The sequence below is a fragment of the Caulobacter sp. SRI_014 genome, from assembly GCF_057586315.1.
Genome location: NZ_JBYCZQ010000001.1, coordinates 695,377 through 711,108 on the forward strand (window position 1 = coordinate 695,377; position 15,732 = coordinate 711,108).

The 15,732-nt window shown below is 68.5% G+C and carries 17 protein-coding genes; 6 read left to right on the forward strand and 11 right to left on the reverse strand.

Annotated elements, in window-relative coordinates; genetic code table 11:
- The first annotated feature begins 2 nt into the window (after positions 1-2).
- The gene (locus AC2YG9_RS03700; protein WP_487296567.1) at positions 3-440 is read left to right on the forward strand and encodes a GFA family protein; all 438 of its coding nucleotides are present in this window, start codon (positions 3-5) and stop codon (positions 438-440) included.
- The gene (locus tag AC2YG9_RS03705) at positions 437-1,042 is read left to right on the forward strand and encodes an SRPBCC domain-containing protein (protein WP_487296568.1); all 606 of its coding nucleotides are present in this window, start codon (positions 437-439) and stop codon (positions 1,040-1,042) included. The genes AC2YG9_RS03700 and AC2YG9_RS03705 overlap by 4 nt, the downstream gene beginning before the upstream one ends.
- On the opposite strand, the gene AC2YG9_RS03710 is transcribed toward AC2YG9_RS03705, so the two are convergent.
- Together AC2YG9_RS03710 and AC2YG9_RS03715 are read right to left on the reverse strand one after the other, a co-directional pair.
- Positions 1,039-1,836 (reverse strand): ion transporter, encoded by a 798-nt coding sequence (locus AC2YG9_RS03710; protein ID WP_487296569.1) that lies wholly within the window; start codon positions 1,834-1,836, stop codon positions 1,039-1,041. The genes AC2YG9_RS03705 and AC2YG9_RS03710 overlap by 4 nt on opposite strands.
- A 70-nt stretch (positions 1,837-1,906) precedes the next feature.
- Positions 1,907-5,389 carry an EAL domain-containing protein gene (locus tag AC2YG9_RS03715; RefSeq protein ID WP_487296570.1) on the reverse strand — a complete coding sequence of 1,161 codons (3,483 nt, stop codon included), beginning with the start codon at positions 5,387-5,389 and terminating at the stop codon, positions 1,907-1,909.
- 104 nt (positions 5,390-5,493) lie between these two features.
- On the opposite strand from AC2YG9_RS03715, the gene AC2YG9_RS03720 reads away from it, so the two are divergent.
- Positions 5,494-6,111 (forward strand): response regulator, encoded by a 618-nt coding sequence (locus tag AC2YG9_RS03720; RefSeq protein WP_487296571.1) that lies wholly within the window; start codon positions 5,494-5,496, stop codon positions 6,109-6,111.
- A complete protein-coding gene (locus AC2YG9_RS03725; protein WP_487296572.1) occupies positions 6,111-7,352 on the forward strand; it encodes a pilus assembly protein TadG-related protein in 1,242 nt (413 codons plus the stop codon). Before AC2YG9_RS03720 ends, AC2YG9_RS03725 begins: the two co-directional genes overlap by 1 nt.
- Here the strand turns inward: AC2YG9_RS03725 and AC2YG9_RS03730 are convergent.
- The 3 genes from AC2YG9_RS03730 to AC2YG9_RS03740 all read right to left on the reverse strand — a co-directional run bounded on the left by AC2YG9_RS03730 (position 7,346) and on the right by AC2YG9_RS03740 (position 9,150).
- On the reverse strand, positions 7,346-7,999 hold the full coding sequence (locus AC2YG9_RS03730) for a DUF4166 domain-containing protein (protein ID WP_487296573.1): 654 nt from the start codon (positions 7,997-7,999) through the stop codon (positions 7,346-7,348). The genes AC2YG9_RS03725 and AC2YG9_RS03730 overlap by 7 nt on opposite strands.
- Before the next feature lie 14 nt (positions 8,000-8,013).
- Entirely contained in the window at positions 8,014-8,538 is a 525-nt protein-coding gene (locus AC2YG9_RS03735) for a GbsR/MarR family transcriptional regulator (protein ID WP_487296574.1), read from the reverse strand.
- Between the two features lie 237 nt (positions 8,539-8,775).
- Positions 8,776-9,150: a TonB family protein gene (locus AC2YG9_RS03740; RefSeq protein ID WP_487296575.1), complete on the reverse strand. Its 375-nt coding sequence runs from the start codon at positions 9,148-9,150 to the stop codon at positions 8,776-8,778.
- 123 nt (positions 9,151-9,273) lie between these two features.
- Between AC2YG9_RS03740 and AC2YG9_RS03745 the strand changes: the two genes are divergently transcribed.
- Entirely contained in the window at positions 9,274-10,155 is an 882-nt protein-coding gene (locus tag AC2YG9_RS03745) for a LysR substrate-binding domain-containing protein (RefSeq protein WP_487296576.1), read from the forward strand.
- 97 nt (positions 10,156-10,252) lie between these two features.
- Here AC2YG9_RS03745 and AC2YG9_RS03750 read toward each other — a convergent pair whose 3' ends face one another.
- Positions 10,253-10,588 (reverse strand): TonB C-terminal domain-containing protein, encoded by a 336-nt coding sequence (locus AC2YG9_RS03750; protein WP_487296577.1) that lies wholly within the window; start codon positions 10,586-10,588, stop codon positions 10,253-10,255.
- Between the two features lie 276 nt (positions 10,589-10,864).
- Here AC2YG9_RS03750 and AC2YG9_RS03755 point away from each other — a divergent pair, with 276 nt between their 5' ends.
- On the forward strand, positions 10,865-11,743 hold the full coding sequence (locus tag AC2YG9_RS03755) for a 3-hydroxybutyryl-CoA dehydrogenase (RefSeq protein ID WP_487296578.1): 879 nt from the start codon (positions 10,865-10,867) through the stop codon (positions 11,741-11,743).
- 3 nt (positions 11,744-11,746) lie between these two features.
- On the opposite strand, the gene AC2YG9_RS03760 is transcribed toward AC2YG9_RS03755, so the two are convergent.
- From AC2YG9_RS03760 to AC2YG9_RS03780, 5 genes are all read right to left on the reverse strand, one after another.
- Positions 11,747-12,127 (reverse strand): type II toxin-antitoxin system VapC family toxin, encoded by a 381-nt coding sequence (locus AC2YG9_RS03760; RefSeq protein ID WP_487296579.1) that lies wholly within the window; start codon positions 12,125-12,127, stop codon positions 11,747-11,749.
- Positions 12,124-12,393: a type II toxin-antitoxin system Phd/YefM family antitoxin gene (locus AC2YG9_RS03765; RefSeq protein ID WP_487296580.1), complete on the reverse strand. Its 270-nt coding sequence runs from the start codon at positions 12,391-12,393 to the stop codon at positions 12,124-12,126. Before AC2YG9_RS03765 ends, AC2YG9_RS03760 begins: the two co-directional genes overlap by 4 nt.
- Positions 12,394-12,442: 49 nt before the next feature.
- Entirely contained in the window at positions 12,443-13,402 is a 960-nt protein-coding gene (locus tag AC2YG9_RS03770) for a thioredoxin domain-containing protein (RefSeq protein WP_487296581.1), read from the reverse strand.
- A gap of 89 nt (positions 13,403-13,491) precedes the next feature.
- Positions 13,492-15,366, reverse strand: a complete 1,875-nt coding sequence (gene feoB, locus AC2YG9_RS03775) for a ferrous iron transporter B (protein WP_487296582.1) — start codon at positions 15,364-15,366, stop codon at positions 13,492-13,494.
- Positions 15,359-15,664, reverse strand: a complete 306-nt coding sequence (locus tag AC2YG9_RS03780; protein ID WP_487296583.1) for a FeoA family protein — start codon at positions 15,662-15,664, stop codon at positions 15,359-15,361. The genes feoB and AC2YG9_RS03780 overlap by 8 nt, the downstream gene beginning before the upstream one ends.
- Positions 15,665-15,732 lie beyond the last annotated feature (68 nt).

A 15,732-nucleotide genomic window follows, 5' to 3' on the forward strand; every position in this document is an offset into this window, starting at 1 on the left:
CCATGACATCCAGAACCGGCGGCTGCCGCTGCGGCCAGGTGCGCTTTGCGATCACCGCCCCGCCCCTGCTGACCATGGCCTGCCATTGCAAGGGCTGCCAGCGGATGACCGGCGGGCCCTACAGCCTCAGCGTCGCGGTGTCGCCCGACGGCTTCGCGGTCACTCAAGGCGAGCCCGTCATCGGCGGCGTCGGCGCGCCGCCGATCCACTTCCACTGCCCCCATTGCCTGAGCTGGATGTTCACCCGGCCGCAGGGCGCGCCCTTCGTCAACGTCCGCACCCCGATGCTGGACGACCCGTCGGGCCTCGAGCCCTTCATTGAAACCTACGCCTCGGCCGCCTTCCCCTGGGCCAGGACCGGCGCCCCGTACAGCTACGGCGAGTTCCCGCCGATGGAGGCCTATCGGGCCCTGATCGCCGAGTACGCCGCGCGGCCATGACCCACACCGTCGCCCGCTGGACCGCGCGTCAGACCCAGGACAGCGAACCGGCCCGCGTCGTGGGCCTGAGCGATGTCTTCGATCACCCGCCGGAGGCCGTCTGGGCCGCCATCGCCGACCCCCGGCAGCTCGGGGTCTGGTTCTTCCGCTGCCAGGGCAAGCTTCAGCAGGGCGGCCACTACCGCCTGCGCCAGAACGCCGAGGGCGAGATCCTGGACTGCGACCCGGCCCGCCGATTGGCCGTCACCTGGCGCTACGGCGGCATGCTCAGCTGGGTGACCCTCGGCCTCGATCCGGCCGGCGCGGGAACCCGCTTTTCCCTCGAACATCTGATGACCGTCACCGACGAGACCTGGGGGACTTACGGCCCCGGCGCCACCGGCGTCGGCTGGGACCTCGCCCTCCGCGGCCTGCGCCTGTTCCTGGCGACCGGCAACGGCGTCAACGCCGATCAGCTGTCCGGCTGGACCCGCACCGACGAGGGCATCGCCTTCTGCCAGGCCAGCAGCGACGCCTGGGTGCGAGCCTCCTTGGCCGACAGCGCGGACGCCGACGCCGCCCGCGAGGCCGGAGACCGCACGGTCGCCTTCTACACCGGTTAGTCGTCGACCTCGCCGGCCGCCACCCGCTCGCGGTGCCGCGCCATGGCGTCGCTGAAGGCGGCCGCGAGAATCCCGGTTGGCAAGGCGATCAGGCCGATGCTGGTCACAGCCGTCACCGAGGCCAGGAGCTTGCCCAGCGGCGTCACCGGATAGATGTCGCCGTAGCCGATGGTGGTCAGGGTCGCCACCGCCCACCACAGGGCGCGGGGGATGGATCCGAACTTGTCCGGCTGGGCGTCACCCTCGGCCAGGTAGAGCAGGGTCGCCGAGAACACCATCAGCCCGACGCCGGCGAACAGGCTGAGGAACAGCTCGGCCCGGCGTGAGGAGATGGCCTCGCCGATATGCCCCCAGGCCGAACTCATCCGGCCAAGCTTGGCCAGCCGCAGCACCCGCAGCAGGCGGAAGGCACGCAGAAGCGGCCCGGCCGGCGCCCCGGGGGTCAGGGTGGCGATGATGGTCAGAAGGTCGATCAGGCCACTGAACGAGGTCACGAACCGCAGCCGCGCGGACCATGGCCCCTTGGCGTCCGGTCGCTCGGGCGCCACCCACAGCCGGGCCAGGTACTCGACCACGAACACCCCGCCGAACGCCCATTCGGACATCCAGAACAGGCGGGCGTAGCGATCATGGATCGTCGGCTCGGTGGCGACGATGGCGATCAGCGACGCGAAGACGATGAACAGCGCCAGCGCCCAGTTGGTCGGCGACAGGCCGCTGCGCCGGGCCTCCGGATCAAGCTGGCGATAGAGCCGGTCGCGAAAGCTTCCGTCCGGCGGATCACGATCCGGCATCAAAGGTCCCCTCCAAACATTGCCGGCCTGCCCGGGCGGCCGAACCGGACACACTTCGGCCTGGCAGGCTTTACCCGGCGCGCACCAGCCGCCGTTCCCAGATGGCGGCAAGATGCTCGATCGGCATCGGTTTGGCGAACAGATAGCCCTGGAAGGCGTGAACGCCGGCCACGGCCAGGAACTTGCGCTGCTCCTCGGTCTCCACACCCTCGGCGACGACCTTCATGCCCAGGGCCCGACCGACGCTGATCACCGCATGGACCAGGGTGGCGCTGGTGGTGTCGCCCGGACAGCCGATGATGAAGCAGCGGTCGATCTTCAGCTTGTTGAACGGATAGAGCCGCAGCTGGTTGAGGCTGGTGTAGCCCATGCCGAAATCGTCCAGCGCCACAGAGACGCCCAGCGCCTGCAGCCGGTCGATGGCGATCTTGGCCTCGTTCTCGTCGGCCAGGACGGCGGTTTCGGTCAGTTCCACCTCCAGCCGGCCGGGCGGGAAGGCGTGTTTCAGCATCATCGCCGACAGGTCGTCGACGAAGCTGGGATCGGCCACATCCAGGGCGCTGGCGTTGATGCTGACCGGCAGCCCCTGCAGGTTGACCGTATCGACCATGGCCTGATGCATCACCCAGCGGGTGATCGGCCCCATCAGCCCCGCCTTCTCGGCCAGCGGAATGAAGCGGTTGGGGCCGATCGGGCCCTGTGTTGGGTGGGTCCAGCGGATCAGGGCCTCGCAGCCGGTCACCGACTGGCCGTCGCGGCTGAACTGCGGCTGGTAGGCCAGGCTGAACTGGCCGCGCTCGGCGGCCTTCGCCAGGGCCAGGGTCAGGGCGGCGTCTTCCGACGACAGGGCCGGGACGACCTTGGTGGCCGGCATATGGGCGTCGAGCACGGCCAGGGTGGCGGCCAACTGGCCCTGCAGCGCCAGGCCGGCGGCAGCATCGACCACGGCCTCGTCGCGGGCCTGGCTTTCCAGCTGGGCGCAGGTCTCGGCCACGGCCCGGGCCCCGATGTTGAGGCTCATCGACTTGAGGGCATGGGCGGCGCGGGCGGCGCCGTCGATGTCGCCCGACTGGGCGGCCTCCAGATAGGCCTCGACGGCCGGCGGGGCGTTCTCGCGGTACAGGCGGCGGACGCGCTCGACGAAGTCACCCTTGCCCGAGGCGGCCATGCGGGCCAGTTCGGTGGTCACTTCCGGATCGAGCAGGTCGCTGACCGTACCGCTCGGGGTGGGCGCGGCCGCCGCCGGAGCGGGCGCCTCGGCCGGAGCGGACTCGGCCGATGGCTCGACGAAGCGGGCCATGACGCCGGCGAGGCCCGCCAGGGTGAAGGGCTTGTGCAGCACATCATCCATGCCGGCCTCGCGCCACTGGTCGGCGGCGCTGCCGACCACATGGGCGGTCAGGGCGACGATGGGGGTGCGGCGATCCTGCTCACGGCTGCGGATCTCGCGGGTCGCCTCATAGCCGTCCATCTCCGGCATCGAGCCGTCCATCAGCACCAGGTCGTAGGCGCCGGTCACGGTCGCCTCGACGCCCTGGCGGCCGTCCTCGGCGGTGTCGCAGGCGGCGCCCAGCCGCGACAGGGCCTCCATGGCCACCTCGCGGTTGACGGCGCTGTCGTCGACGACCAGCACCCGGCGGCCAACGAAGCTCGGCAACCCTCCCCCGGCGGTCTGGGCGGCTTCCGTCTCGGCCGGATCGGTCAAAGGCTGGCCGGCGGCGATCTGGCTCAACGCCCGCATCAGATCGCCTCGGCGAAGTGGCTGAATCAGGGCGGCGTCGGCCTTGCCGGCCTTGGTCAGGGCGGCGGGTTTCGGATCGCCGTATTCGCCGAGCACCAGGGTCGGTGCATCCGGCCTCGCCCCCGCTTCGAGGGCCGACGGGTCGGCGATGACCAGGGCCGCCCCGGCCTCGTCCAGGCCCTGCGGCGTCAAGCCGGCGGCGGTCAGGTAGCGGGTGGCGACCGCCCGGGTGCAGGGCCCGGCCAGAGACAGGCCGACCGGCGCGGTCAGCTGCGGCCAGGCCGGAGCCGCCTCCAGGGTGTCTAGCGGAACCGAGAAGCCGAACACCGATCCCTTGCCGACCTGGCTGGCCACCTCGACCTCGCCGCCCATGGCCTCGACCAGCCGCTTGCAGATGGCCAGGCCCAAGCCGGTGCCGCCGAACCGCCGGGTGATGGACTGGTCGGCCTGGGTGAAGGCCCCGAAGAGGCTGCCGATCTTGTCGGGCGCGATGCCGATGCCGCTGTCTCGCACCCGGACGCGCAGGCCGCCCTCCCCCCCAGCAAGGATGGCGGGCTCGACGGTGATCATCACCCCGCCGGTCTCGGTGAACTTGATGGCGTTGTTGACCAGGTTGCCGACCACCTGGCGCAGGCGCGTCGGATCGCCCAGCACCTTGGCGGGCGTAGCCGGATCGACATAAGCGGCAATGTCCAGCCCCTTGGAACGGGCCCGTTCCCAGAACAGGCTGGCGACGTCCTCGACGATCTCGGCCGGGTCGACCGGCGCCGCCTCAAGGTCCATCTTGCCGGCCTCGATCTTCGAGAAATCGAGGATGTCGTTGATGATCGCCAGCAGGCTCGACCCCGACTTGGCGATGACCTCGGCGAAGCGGCGTTGCCGGGCCGGAAGCTCACCGGCCGCCAGCATCTCGGCCATGACCATGATGCCGTTCATCGGCGTGCGGATTTCATGGCTCATCGTCGCCAGGAAGTCGCTCTTGGCGGCGTTGGCGCTCTCGGCCGCATCCTTGGCGATGCGCAGGTCGGCGGTGCGTTCACCGACCGTCCGCTCCAGGCCCTCCACATGGCCGGCGATCTCACGGTCGCGGGTCCGCACCTCGGCCAGCATGGCGTTGAAGCCTTCAACCAGTTCGGCGATCTCGGCGTCCGCCCGGTCATGCGCCTGCGTCGGCTTGTCGTAGTCGTGGGTGGCCCGCACCGCGGCCATGCTGTCCTTCAGCGACAGGATCGGCGCGGTGATCCGCCGCTGCAGCCGCCAGGCAACCAGCAGACCGAACAACGCCGCCACCATCCCGGCCAGCAGACTGACCACCAGCGCCCCGCCAAGCCGGCCCATGATGCCGCTGGTCTGGCCCAGCAGGACGACCTCGCCCACGCGCTTGCGGCCATGGACCACGGGCGCGCGCACCTCGACGGTGCCCGAGCGCAGGAGGGAGGCGGTCGAGGCCTCGCCCTTGCCGGCCACCTGCACATCGCGGCTCAGCCGAGCGCCGGAGCCGGTTTCGGCCAGGGTCCGGCCGTCCATCGTCTCGATGCGGGCGTAGGTAACACCCGGCAGCAGATTGATGGCTCGCAGCGAACGATAGGCGCTGGCGGTGCTGTTCTCCGCCGTCGCCTCGGCGCTGGTCGAGGCCAGGACGGCGGCCGCGGCGCGGAACTGTTCCAGCTGCAGGGCGGCCTCGCGGCGGCCGTCGCGCACGGCGCTGACCAGGGTCATGACGGCCACGGCGACGCTCACCGAGGCCAGCACCAGAAGGGCCAGCCGGGTGCGTATCGAGCTTCTGTGCCGGACCCCCGACTTACCGACCACGAAAACTTCCGTTCTGTCCAAGACTTAAGCGAAAACCGACGTTACCCGGCATTAATGACCTCGTGCTTAATGTGGGGCGTTAGACCTATTTTGGGGGAGGAAAGATGGAGGCGCGGGTCCAGCTTCGGCGGGCCTTCTACTACTCGGCACAGGCCGATCTTCGTCTGCTGTTCGTGGACGATGATCCCATCCTGCGCGAGTTCGCCTCCGTGCATCTGGCCTCCGAGCACATGCGGCTCGAAACCGCCGCCGACGGGGCCGAAGGCCTGGCCGCCATCGCCGCCGGCAAGCCCGACCTAGTCCTGCTCGATCTGGACATGCCAAATGTCGACGGGTTCGAGGTCCTGCGGTCGCTGCGGGCCGATCCGGACACGGAGCATCTGCCCGTCATCGTCGTCACCGGGCGCGAGGACACCGCCGCCATCGACCGCGCCTTCGACGCCGGCGCCACCAGCTTCATCGCCAAGCCGATCAACTGGCGGCTGCTGAACTACCAGGTCCGCTACGTGCACCGCACCTGCGCCAACGAGGCCTTCCTGCTGGAAGAGCGTAACCGGGTCGGCCACGACCGGAGCCGCGCCGACGCAGCCCTGAAGGCGGTCGCCCAGCAGGGCTCGCGCTTCCTCGCCGTGGCCCTGCGGGCCGATCCTGAACTGCGGGAATACGCCGCCGACTTCGCCGCCGCCGTCGAGGCCGCCGCCCACCAGCAGGACACGACCTGATGGCTGCCTGGCGTCGCCTTCTCGATCTGGTGCGCCGCCTGAAGGACGACCGACGCGGGAACGTCATCACAACCTTCGCGCTAGCCGTCCCGGTCATTGCAATCCTGGCTCTAGGCGGCATCGACCTGGCGAGTGTCAGCGCCGACAAGCAGAAGATGCAGGATGTCGCCGACGGCGCCGCCCTGATGGCCGCCAAACAGCTGGGCATGGCTGACAACAACGGCCTGGCCGAACGCACCAAGACGACGATGGCCGAACAGCTGAGCGACCTTGCCGGTCGGCTGACCTACACCGCCGCCGTTACGCCGGATACCGACGAGGGCGTCGTCCAGGTCCAGCTGGTCGTCAACCGCAACAGCTTCTTCGCCAACATGCTGCCGCCCGGCGGCTGGAACTTCACCATCACGGCCAACGCCCAGAACATGGGAACCACGCCCCTGTGCGTGCTGAGCTTCGGCGAGGACAAGGGCGACCTGATCGAGATGCGGGACTCCTCCGCCGTCCTGGCGCCAGGCTGTCTGGTGCATTCCAATTCCGACGTGAAACTGCAGAACTCGGCCACCCTGTCGGCCGGCGTCGTCCAGGCTTCAGGCCTGGCGACCGGAGCCATCACGCCGGCTCCCCAAACCGACGCGCCGGTCATCGACGATCCGTTCTCGACCATGGCCATCAACCCGCCGGGCGCCCTCTGTTCGCCGCTGGACCTGGTCGCCGAACTGGCGCCGATCGTCCTGCTTCCGGGTGTCCACTGCGGCAACATCAGGGCCGTGAAGTCGTCGATAATCACCCTGCTGCCCGGCGAGCACTATTTCCAACGGGGCAAGCTGGAACTGAAGGAAGACTCGACCCTGGTTGGCGACAATATCGTGCTGGTGTTCGGCAAGGACGCCCAGTTCCAGTTCAAGGACAATTCGAAGATCAATCTGCGCGGCCGCCGTCAGGGTAGCTACGCGGGCTTTGTCATTGCCACCACCCGTGACAACACCAATACCTTCGAGATCTCTTCCAGCTCAGCCCGGGAACTGCTTGGAACGGTCTACATCCCCAACGCCGAATTGAAGATCAGGGGCCAGAACCGCATCGCCGACCAGTCCGCCTGGACCGTCATCGTCAGCCGCTCGATCAAGCTGGAACAGAACCCCGACCTGGTGATCAACAAGAACTACGCCGGCTCCTCGGTGCCGGTGCCGGGCGGGGTGGGCAACAAGGCCAGCAGCGGTGTGGTGCGGCTGGCTCAGTAGGGGTCGCCGAAGATCCCTTCCTGAAAGATCGTCTCGCCCAGCCAGGGGTGGACAAAGCGCATGGCGAAGCGGAACCGCCCGCCGCCCAGATCCTCGTGCACGACATGGGCCGCGCCGGGGGTCAGCACGGTGGGCAGCGGGATCACCAGCGGCCCAAGCACCCAGACATAGCCCTTGCCGCGAAAATGCAGGGCGCCGCCCTCGACGGTAACCTCCGACCGCATGCCGAGACCGCCGCGCGCCACCTCCAGCAACTCACCCGCACGGCCCAACTGCTTGCGCGATGTCACGAGAACCTCCGGCCGGCCGGCGAAGCCGTACCATCGGTCCCAGACCACCCCGCGCTCTTCCATCCGCACAACCACCCGCATGGGCACCGCCTCGCCGGTCCAAGGGGCCAGGGGTGTGCCGATCAGGCGGCAGAGTTGGGCGAGGGCGCGGCCAAAGCGGCTGGCGCGGACCACCATCTCGCCGGGGTAGACGATCTCCTCGCCGATCCGGTGGACGCCGAAGCGTTCGCGCACCGCCAGCGGCAGGCGGCTCCAGGCGGCCTCGCCGACCAGGCGGCGGAAGTCGAGGGCTCGCGGGATCGACGGCGCCGCCGGCCGGACCCGATGTCGTCCAACCCAGCCCGCCAGCGTCCCCATGACACCCTCCTCCTCTAACGTCCGATGAGTTTGGCGATACGCCCGCCCAGCGCGATCAGCTTGATCAGGGTGGGCCTGGGCACATCCCGCATCTGCCGGTGCCAGCCGTCGAGCTGGACCAGGAAGCCCTGCATGGTCTTCAGCCGCTCGCGGGCGTAAGGAGGCGTCGCCTTGTCACCCTCGGCCTCGGCCACGCAGGCGTTGAGCATTTCCAGGGTCGGGTCGATCTCGCGGCGCTTGCGGCCCTCGACGATGAGTTCGAGCATGTCCCAGGGGTCGGTGCGGGCCGCGAAATGGTCGCGGCGGTCGCCCTCCAGATGGACCAGCTTGATCAGGTCCCAGCCCATCAATTCCTTGAGGCTGGTCGAGACGTTCGACCGCGCGACGCCCAGCGCCTCGACGATCTGCTCGGCGTTCTGCGGCTCTTCGGCCAGGTAAAGCAGGGCGTGGATCTGGGCGACGGTGCGGTTCACCCCCCAACGCTGACCCATCTCGCCCCAGTGGAGGACGTAGCGGCGCATGGCGGGGGTGATCTGCATGGCATTTCGCCCATTTCTGTTATGACAGAAATAGGCGAAATGATTTTGAGATGCAAGGGGTTTGGCATGCGAGCAAAGCCGCCGTGAGTGTCCCTTCTCCCCTCGCGGGAGAAGGTGGCCCCGAGGCGACCCCTTGAACAAACGAAACCCTCCCCGCTTCCGGGAAGGGCTCGTCAATTCGGGCAAACCGGTGTGCCGGCGGGACGGGCCCGATTCCGTCCCGCCGGCGCTTCAGCCCTAGCGGGCGCCGACGTCGGAGGGGCCGGCAGCCGGGTCGCCGAGGGTGAAGGTCACAGTGCGACCGATCAGTTCGCGCGGCGGCCGCTTGAGATCGACCTCCCTGGCGGCCGCCTTGGCGGCGGCGTCGAAGTCGCCCGAGCCGCTGGAGCGGACGATGCGCAGGCTGTCGCCGCCGGGGCTGCCGGAGATGTTCAGGCGGACGGAGACCGCCTTGCCGTCGTCGTGCAGGCCGGCGGCGGCGATGCGGTCCGCGAGGGCGGCGCGCGTCTGGGCGATCCAGGCGTCGGAGGCGCTGCCGGCGTGAGCGAGGGTCATGGAGGCGGCCGACAGGACGGTTGCGCCCACGAAGGCGAGGAGTTGGTGTTTTTTCATCGGATCGAGCTTTCAATTGCGGTTGGGGGAGAGCGGCGCCGCGGAAACGGATATGCGCTCTCAACCCCCGTTCCGCGAACGATAGGTTTTGCACTGACATGTGAGCTGCGCTAACAACTGGCCATGGCCCGCCTGCCCGCCTTCATCGCCCTGCGCACCCTGGAAGCCGCCGCCCGCCACAAAAGCTACAGCCGCGCCGCCGTGGAGCTGTTCGTCACCCATGGCGCGGTCAGCCAGCAGATCCGCCGCCTGGAGGCAGAGCTCGGCCTGACCCTGTTCCACCGGCGCGGCAACGCCATGGAGCCGACGGTCGTCGCCAAACAGCTGGCCTCCCGGGTGCGCAAGGCGATCGGCATCCTCAGCGACGGCGTCGCCGAGGCCGAGGCGCAAGGCCGCGCCACGCCCCTGGTGCTCAGCGCCGTCCACGCCATGACCGGCCGCTGGCTGGCCCCGCGCCTGCACCGGATGCCCGAAGCGGTCGGCGGTCTCGAACTTCAGATGGCCGAACGTCTGGCGGACTTCACGACAGACGGGGTGGATTGCGCCATCCGCCACGGGCGCGGCCCCTGGCCGGGCGTCGAGCAGGTCCATCTGATGACCGAGCACTGGTTCCCGGTCTGCAGCCCGGACTTCCTCGCGCGCCATCCGATCAACGGCCCCGAGGACCTGGCCAGGGTGCCGCTGCTGACCCATACCGAATATGCCTGGAACCTGTGGTTCTCGGCCCAGGGGCTGGAAACGCCGCCGCCGCGCGCCGGCCTGGCCTTCGATGATTCCGCCGTCCTGGTCGATGCGGCGATGCAGGGGCTGGGCGTCGCACTGGCCCGCGAATTCCTGGCCCAGCAGGCACTGACCGAAGGCAGGCTTGTGCGGCCGCTTGAGGGGAAGGTGCGGGCCAACGCCGACTACCACTTCGTCTGGCGGGCGGACTCGCCCAAACTGCCGCGCATCCTGGCCCTGCGGGACTGGCTGCTGTCCGAGGCCGGGCGCGACAGTACGCCCTGAAAACGAAACGGGGAGGGGGCCCCAGACCCCCTCCCCGTAGAAACGCCGGCCTTGGCCTGAGGCCTTGGCCGTCGGCCGACGTTTGTTCAGTCGCCGATTACGGCTGGCCGAGCGTGAAGGTCACGGTGCGGCCGACCAGGTCGGACGGCGGACGGGCGACGTCCGTGTCCTTGGCGGCGCTCTTCACGGCGGTGTCGAAGTCGGTCGAGCCGCTGGTTTCAGCGATGGTGACGCTGTCGGCGCCGCTCGAGCCAAGACGCAGGCGGATCTTCACGGTCTTGCCGTCGTCGGCCAGGCCGGCGGCCTCGACCTTGGCCTGCAGGGCGGCCTTGGTCTTGGCGACCCAGGCGTCCGAGCCGGCGGAGGCGTTTGCGGCGGAGGCGCCGGCCACGGCGATCAAAAGGGCGCCGGCGAGGGGGATGATGCGGTTCATGACAAGGTCCTTCGTTTGCTTCCGGGGGAGGAAATTTCCGACGCTTTCGCGCCGTCTACACAGGGGTAGAGGACACGGGATATGCGAACGGATGCGGACGGGGGGATTAAGTCTTGGTAACGTCGGACACGCCCCCGTGACATGACAAACCCTTAATTATCCTGGGCTTTCGCTGCATTGCAGCAAAGGACTTGGCGAACCCGCCGCAGGGTGTGCTAGAAGGTCCGACCCGGAATGAGCGGCCCTCTCGATGGGCCCGTGTTGAAAGTGTCGTCGATGACGCAAATCAAGTCGGTGGGTGTGATCGGCGCCGGCCAGATGGGCTCAGGCATCGCCCATGTCTGCGCCCTGGCGGGTTACGAGGTGCGTCTGCACGATCTCGACCCGGCCCGCATCGTTGCGGCGTTGGAGAACATCGAGCGCAACATGAGCCGCCAGGCGGCCCGCGGCATCATCGACGCCGCCGCCGTGGCCCCGGCCATGGCCAACATCAAGCACACCGACGATGTCGCCCTGATCGGCGCCGCTGACCTGGCCATCGAGGCGGCCACCGAGGACGAGGACGTCAAGAAGGCGATCTTCCGCAACTTGGCGCCGCACCTGGGCGAACACACCCTGCTGGCCTCCAACACCTCCTCGATCTCGATCACCCGCCTGGCCTCGACGACCGACCGGCCCGAGCGGTTCATCGGCCTGCACTTCATGAACCCCGTGCCGCTGATGAAGCTGGTCGAGGTCATCCGCGGCATCGCCACCGACGTCGATACCTATGAGACGGCGGTCAATTTCGCCCGCAGCCTGGGCAAGACCACCACCAACGCCGAAGACTTCCCGGCCTTCATCGTCAACCGCGTGCTGGTGCCGATGATCAACGAGGCCATCTACACCCTATACGAGGGCGTGGGCACGGTGGAGAGCATCGACACCGCCATGAAGCTGGGCGCCAACCACCCGATGGGCCCGCTGGAGCTGGGCGACTTCATCGGCCTGGACACCGTGCTGAGCATCATGAACGTGCTGCACGAAGGGCTGGCGGACTCCAAGTACCGCCCCTGCCCGCTGCTGGTGAAGTACGTCGAGGCCGGCTGGCTGGGCCGCAAGTCCAACCGCGGCTTCTACGACTACCGCGGCGAAACGCCGGTCCCGACGCGTTAAGCGCTACCAGAGCGTCGGAATGCCGTAGGTCGGGATCATTCGATCCTTGGTCACCAGTGTCGCTTCCTCAATCCTCGCCTGCGCGATCATGAAGCGATCAAACGGGTCGCCGTGAATGCGCGGCAGCATGCCGGCCAAGGCGGCGTGGCGGTCGGTCAGGGGCAGCCAGTCCATATCCAGTTGCTGCAGCATCGGCGTCAGCTGCGCAGGCAAGACGGCAATGTCCGGATCGCGATCCCGTTTGAGTTCGATTTCGTAGGCCGCCACCACGCTGACGAGCAACTCGTTGTCGCGGTCTATCAGGAGATTCTGGACCAACTCGCTGAGCAAATCCGGAGCCCTCGCCGCCCAGATCAGCACGTGGGTGTCGAGTAGCAGCTTCATTCTGGGCAGAGCGGCGCTTTTTCCCACGCCTCGAGCCAAGCTTCCATTTCCGGATCGGGACGCAGGAAGAGATCGGGATCTTCAAGCGGCCCCAGATGGGCCCAGACCCCTAGCTTGCGAGGGCCCTTCGGAGTCACGGTCGTGGGGACAATCCTTGCCACCACCTTGCCGTTGCGCGCCAACACGACCTCTTCGCCCGCTTCCGCGCGGGTGACGAGTTCGGAGAGCTTCCCCTTGGCCTCGGCAATGTTCATCTGGATCGTCATGAGGCGATCCTAGCACAAGCCCGCAAGTTGGTCCAACCAGTTGGACCAACTACCCCGGAAAAGGCGTCGGCACGATCTGAACGCAGGCCGCGTCCAGCGTGTCGCCGCCGCCATCCTTCAACTTCAGATCGCCCTTGGCGTCGAGCAGATAGCTGCGCTTGCCGTCGCTCAGCACCTGGGCGCCCGCTTCCATCACCGCCGCCGCGCCCTTGTCCTCGGGTCCGCCGCGCGTCAGCCGCCACAGCGTCCCCTGACGGCTCCAGCGCTGTTCGAAGGCCTCGGGCTCGCCGCCGCCGGGGCGGGTCAGGCCGCCGGCGCAGAACAGGTCATAGCTGTCGGCCGTGGTCAGCGGCTTGCCGGCCGCCTTGCTGGCCTTGCTGATCGAATACTCGGCCCAGTCCAGCGTCGCCGCCTCGCCCTCGACGCCGTTGAACAGGAACATCGGCGTGCCGCCCTCGTAGCCGGGGAACTGCTTGATGGCCTTTTCCATGCGGGCCTCGAAGGCCGTCAGCTGGGCGTCCCGGTTGCAGGCCTTCCAGGCCTTCAGGTCGATGCCGGCCCTGGTCACCGCTTCCTCGGCCCAGGCCTCGGTGTTGAGCAGTGGCTGGTCGTAGTCGTCCTTGTCGTTCCGCCCCTTGAGCAGCCGGGGCCGGGTCTGGAACAGGGCCTCGGCGACGGCGAAATACTGGTCCTTCGGCGCGCAGCGGGCGGCGATGGCGCCGGCCTGCGCCAGGTTGGCGTGGCCTGCCCGCATCTCGACCACCACCAATCTGACCTTGCCGGTGTCGATGTATTTGCGCTTCAGCGCGGGAAAGGTCTGGTCGTACCAGTCGATGCAGTGCGAGCAGCCGAACGACAGATAGGCCTGCAGCGTCACCGGCGCCTTGGGATCGCCCAGCGCCATGCCTTCGGCAAAGACCGGGACCCTGGTCGCGGCGGCGGCGGGCAGGGCGCCGAACAGGGCGGCGATCAGGATGGCCGCGAGGGCGGGCAGGTTGGTCAGCTTCAACGCGAGGGTCCTTCAGACGCGGTCGGATATGCGATCTGCCGCGTCTGAACCGCCAATCCAAGGCCTTTTTGCGGTCAGCCCCGACCGCGTTAACCCCAGCCCAGCGCCACGGCGGCGTTGTAGGTCAGGAACGAGGCCAGGTAGGCCAGGGCCAGCATGTAGACGAACATCACCGCCGGCCAGGTCCAGCTGTTGGTCTCGCGCTTGACCACCCCCAGGGTCGCCACGCACTGCGGCGCGAAGATGTACCAGGCCAGGAACGACAGGCCCGTGGCCAGCGACCAACGGGTCCGCACAATACCCTCCAGCACCGACAGACCGGCGCCCTCGACATCGCCCACCGCATAGATGGTGCCCAGGGTCGCCACCGCGACCTCGCGCGCCGCCATGCCGGGGATCAGGGCCACCGACATTTCCCAGTTGAAGCCGATCGGCGCCAGGAGGGGCTGGATGGCGTGGCCGATCATGCCGGCGAAGCTGTAGTCGATGGCCGGCCCCGTCGCGCCCTCAGGCGGATAGGGGAAGGTCGACAGGATCCAGACCAGCACCATCAACGGCAGGATGATCCGGCCGGCCCGCTCGATGAAGATCCAGGCCCGCTGCCACAGCTGGCGCAGCACCAAGGCGGCGTCCGGCGTCTTGTAGGCCGGCATCTCCATCATGAAGGGCTCGCTGCGCGTGCGCCAGAACAGCCGCTGGATGACGAAGCTGACGACCAGCGTCGAGATGATGCCGATGGCATAGAGGCCGAACATCACCAGCCCCTGCAGACTGACCCAGCCCCAGACCTTCGTATTGGGAATGAGGGCGGCGATGATCAGGGCATAGACCGGAATCCGGGCCGAACAGGTCATCAACGGAGCCACCAGGATGGTGGTCAGCCGGTCACGCTTCTGGTCGATGACCCGCGTCGCCATGATGCCGGGAATGGCGCAGGCGAGGGACGACAACAGGGGCAGGAAGGTTCGCCCGTGCAGGCCGGCGGCGCCCATCAGCTTGTCCATCAGGAAGGCGGCCCGGGCCATGTAGCCGGTGTCCTCGAGGATGATGATGAACAGGAAGAGGATCAGGATCTGCGGCAGGAAGACGACCACGCTGCCGACCCCGACGATCAGGCCATCGACGATCAGGCTCTGGGCCAGGCCGTCCGGCATGACCCTCGCAACCAGCCCGCCGAATCCGAGCACCGCCGCCTCCAGCAGGTCGGCCAGGGGCCCGGCCCAGGTGAACACCGCCTGGAACATGACGAACAACAGGGCGAACAGCACCGCCAGCCCGATCACCGGATGCAGCAGCACCCCGTCGACCTTGCCCGTGAAGGTGTCCGGCCGCTCGGCCGGCTTCACATAGGTGCGCATGATGCGCTGGGCCTCGCCATGGGCGGCGCGGATCTCGGCGGCGCTCGGCTCGCGCCAGACGTTGGGGTTGTTGGCGTGCTGTTCGTACAGCGCCTCGGCGGCGGCGATCAGGTCGTCGATGCCGCGCTTGCGGGTCGCCACCGTGGTGATCACCGGCACGCCCAGTTCCTTCGACAGCCCCTCGACATCGATCCGCAGGCCCTGCTTCTGGGCGATGTCGTACATGTTGAGCGCCAGCACGAACGGCCGGCCGACCTGTTTCAGTTCGAGGATCAGCCGCAGCACCAGCCGCAGGTTCGTCGCATCGGCCACGGCGATCAGCACGTCCGGCTCCTGCTCCCCGGCCAGGCGGCCGAGCACGGCGTCGCGGGTCACCTCCTCGTCCGGGCTGCGCGCGCGCAGGCTATAGGTGCCCGGCAGGTCGAGCACGCTGACCTTCCGCCCGGCGGCGGAGGTCAGGTGGCCTTCCTTCCGCTCGACGGTGACGCCGGCGTAGTTGGCCACCTTCTGGCGGCTGCCGGTCAGGGCGTTGAACAGGGCGGTCTTGCCGGAATTGGGATTGCCGACCAGGGCGAGCCGGGCCGGATTCAGAACTGCGTCAGTCAAACTTCACCTCGATCGCCCGCGCCTCGCGCCGGCGCAGCGCCACCCGCATGTCATCCAGCTTCACGGCGATCGGATCGCGCCCGAACAGGCCCTGCTCGACGATCTCGACCCGCGCCCCCTCGACGAAGCCCAGCTCCAGCAGCCGCCGCTCCAGCTCCTCGGGCCCCAGCACCCCGGCGTCGGCCAGGGTCCCGTCCACGCGCACGATCACGCCCGGCCGCCCGGCCGGCGCGGCGCCCAGGGGCACGCCCGCCAACTCGACATTCCCGCCGTGAGCCTCTGAGAAATCGTTCGACATCGCCATCCCGACAAAAGTTGCGAACCGTTATCAGGCGCAAGACGCGGTGTCGATGCGATTGAGTCGCA